This window comes from Parvibaculum sp., from assembly GCF_049672805.1.
Lineage (GTDB): Bacteria > Pseudomonadota > Alphaproteobacteria > Parvibaculales > Parvibaculaceae > Parvibaculum.
The window spans coordinates 1-2353 of record NZ_JBATWS010000426.1 but is presented as its reverse complement, the minus strand read 5'-3'; the positions used below and the strand labels follow the sequence as shown (position 1 = coordinate 2353).

The 2353-nt window shown below is 62.7% G+C and carries 2 protein-coding genes; both read left to right on the top strand.

The window, feature by feature from the left end:
* Nucleotides 1-376 precede the first annotated feature (376 nt).
* Complete coding sequence (locus WBF74_RS13220) at nucleotides 377-841, top strand: GatB/YqeY domain-containing protein (protein WP_424440675.1); 465 nt, start codon at nucleotides 377-379, stop codon at nucleotides 839-841.
* A gap of 72 nt (nucleotides 842-913) precedes the next feature.
* Nucleotides 914-2353: DNA primase (dnaG, locus tag WBF74_RS13215; RefSeq protein ID WP_424440673.1), on the top strand; the 1440-nt coding region annotated here is incomplete at its 3' end.

Genomic DNA, 2353 nt, shown 5'->3' with positions numbered 1-2353 from the left:
TGACGACTCCTCCCCGGAACATTGCGAGGCTTGAGGCTCGCGCCGTTCCGTGGCGGCTTTCGTCGTCACAACCATAATGGCTACTCCGGGGGAGGGACCAGACCGTAAGCAACCAGCGCGGTGCGTGATGCCCCGCGCGCGGAAAGTCCGGTGTCCCGTTGAATTTGGCGGACACTAAGGGAAAGGCCCGGTGGCGTCAAGCTGGCTTGGGTTGAAAAAACTCCATTAAAATCATATGCTTACGGTATGCGTGGCGGTCGGACGCAGGATTGCGCCTTTCCGGGCTTTGCTTTAGCGTGCCAGCGATTCCGGGGCCATGTGTTGCCCGGCCCATCAAGCGGGGCCGCCGCGCCCCATTTTGCGGGAGATCGAAGCCATGAGCGTGAGCCTGCGTGATGCCATCAAGCAAGGTCTTGTCGAGGCGACCAAAGCCCAGGACAAGCGCCGCATCGGTACGCTGCGTCTCATTCAGGCTGCCGTGAAGGATCGCGATATTGCTGGACGCACAGACGGGCGGGATGCAGGTGTGGGTGACGCTGAAATCCTTGAAGTCCTGTCGCGCATGGTGAAGCAGCGCCGCGAATCCGCGAGCATTTACGAACAGGCGGGCCGCACCGAGCTTGCCGAGCAGGAAAATGAGGAAATCGCGATCATCGAGAGCTTCATGCCAAAGCAGCTCTCGCCCGAGGAAACGGCGGCTGCCGTGGAGGCCGTGATCGCGGAGACGGGGGCTGCCAGCATCAAGGATATGGGCCGTGTAATGGGCGAACTCAAAAAGCGCCATGCCGGCCAGATGGACTTCGCCAAGGCAGGCGCCATCGTGAAAGAAAAACTCGCCTGAAGCCTGACTCGCCTAGTGTGAGGTCGGGTGGCAGAATGGCCGCCCTCTGGTGCCATCGGAGCGGCGTTCTTCATGTCTTTTCCTAAAGGCTTTCTCGACGAATTGAAGGGACGCATCCGCGTCTCTGAAGTTGTCGGCCGCAAGGTGAAGCTTGTCCGGCGGGGCAGGGAGTTTGTCGGCCTTTCGCCTTTCACCAACGAAAAAAGCCCGAGCTTTACCGTCAATGATGACAAGCAGTTTTATCACTGCTTCTCATCGGGCGAGCATGGCGATGTCATCAAGTTCCTCGAAAAGACCGAGAACCTCTCTTTCATAGAGGCGGTGGAGCGGCTGGCCGCCGAAGCGGGCATGGAGATGCCCGAGCGCGACCCGCGCGCTGCCGAGCGCGACCGCGAGGCTGCCACTCTTATAGATGTGATGGAGATGGCGGCGGGCTTCTTCAGGCAGAAGCTCGCTGAAGGGGTGGGCGCGGAGGCGCGCGCCTATCTTGAGCGCCGCAGCATTCGCGGCAAGACGATTGATGATTTCGGCATCGGCTATGCGCCGGGTGATGACCGTGCGGACCGGACCTCGCTGCTGCGCTATCTGAAGTCGAGAGATGTTTCCGTTGAGCAGATGTCGGAAGCGGGGCTCATCATTGCGGGACCGGATATTGCCGAACCCTATGACCGTTTCCGCAATCGCCTCATGTTTCCGATTGCCGATGCGCGCGGGCGGGTCATTGCCTTTGGCGGGCGCGCGCTCTCGCCCGATGCCAAAGCAAAATATCTGAACTCCCCGGAGACGCCGCTCTTCCACAAGGGGCGGGTGCTCTACAATCTCGACCGTGCGCGCAAGCCTGCCCATGATGAGGGCACGGTGATTGTGGTTGAAGGCTATATGGACGTGGTGGGAATGGCGCAGGGCGGCATCCATCACGGCGTTGCCCCTCTCGGTACGGCGCTCACCGAAGATCAGATCCAGCTTCTCTGGCGGATGGCGCCGGAGCCGATCCTTTGCTTTGACGGTGACAAGGCAGGCTTGCGCGCGGCCTATCGCGCAGTGGAGCGGGTGCTGCCGCTGCTCAAGCCCGGTCATTCGCTTCGCTTTGCCTTGCTGCCGGAGGGCAAGGACCCCGACGATCTCGTGCGTGAGGAAGGGGGCGATGCCATGCGCGAGGTGCTGGCGAAAGCGCGGCCTCTGTCAGACATGCTGTGGGAGAAGGAAATCTCCTCCGGGGCCTGGGACACGCCGGAGCGGCGGGCGAAGCTCGAGGCCGATCTCGAAGCCGCCATCGCCGCGATCGGCGACCAGAAAGTGCGCGCACATTATGCTGAGGCGCTGCGGGAGCGAATGACCCGCTTCTTCGGCGGGGGGGCAGCTCCGGCACGGCGAAGTGGCGCATGGAGTGGTTCCCGGCAGGGCTTCGGCGGTCCCTCCAGGGGCGGGCAGTGGTCCGGCCGGGGGTTTCGGGGGCGGGCCGGTTTCGGGCGCGGCGAGAATTTCGTACCGCCCGTGACGCCGGAACTGCGC

What these genes read in the sequence shown, in the direction of transcription:
- WBF74_RS13220 (WP_424440675.1), top strand. Translation starts at nt 377, where the DNA reads ATGAGCGTGAGCCTGCGTGATGCCATCAAGCAAGGTCTTGTCGAGGCG.